This is a genomic window from Aeromonas sp. QDB39 (assembly GCF_027707585.1).
Lineage (GTDB): Bacteria > Pseudomonadota > Gammaproteobacteria > Enterobacterales > Aeromonadaceae > Aeromonas > Aeromonas hydrophila.
This window is the reverse complement of sequence record NZ_JAPCIV010000130.1, coordinates 1-865: the sequence shown is the minus strand read 5'-3', so window position 1 is coordinate 865 and position 865 is coordinate 1. Positions and strand designations below refer to the sequence as shown.

General features: G+C 39.7%; 1 protein-coding gene. It reads left to right on the top strand.

What is annotated here, in order from left to right; all coding sequences use genetic code 11:
• Window positions 1-185 precede the first annotated feature (185 nt).
• Window positions 186-865 (top strand): SEC-C metal-binding domain-containing protein (locus tag PG899_RS24155; protein ID WP_270697826.1); only part of this gene is annotated, 680 nt, incomplete at its 3' end.

The window sequence follows — 865 nt, the reverse complement described above, 5'->3', positions numbered from 1 at the left end:
GTCCACCCGACTCGGAGTTATGTGATTATCCGAATGACCCTGACATTGCACTAAAAGGGTCTCAAACGATATTTCCACTAGATAAAAATCGTTGCCTGATTCTAACAAATCTTGAATATGCTCGGGATCCTGAAAACGTAAACCCACTTGAACAACGTACTAACCCAGGCCGAATGCGTCATAGCATGGTCAACACGATTGAATTTATTAATACACGAAAGCTAACTGCTGATGAAGTCACAAAAATTAACTACATCATTAAAAGTAGAGCACAAGTGTCAGTTGCCGCAGGTAAAGAGGAATGGCTATACCCCGAGCACAGCGTTGCTTGTGACTGGGCTGATTTAAGGCACGTCTTGTTACCACCGAAAGAAGGTGTGATTTTTGGTGGAGAAATGTATGCTCAATTTGAAGATGGAACAGTTCACTATCAGGATGAATTCGGTAGAACAACACCAGAAAACAAATACCTAAAAAAAGATCTTGATGAGTCTCTCTTAGGCCGTAATGATTTTTGCGGTTGTGGAAGTGGTAAAAAATATAAAAATTGCTGTCGAGAAACCCCTCTTGAATTGCGCACAACATGGAGTGCTGTCAGCATCCGAGAGCGAAATTTGATGTTTTGTAACTGCATCCGTGATGTTCTCGGACTAGATAGCGGCAAAACATGGTTAGATGTAAGAAAAGAGCTTTCAGATAATCAGATTAAAACTATTTACGAGTATTACTCTATTTTGTGGCCTCGCGATACAGATATTTACTCACTATTTCCAAAGCCTGATGGAAAATTTAGAGGTTTATATAGTGGCATATTGGACATTCGAACTATTAGTGTTAATGCATTGCCAATGACATCAATGTTTGA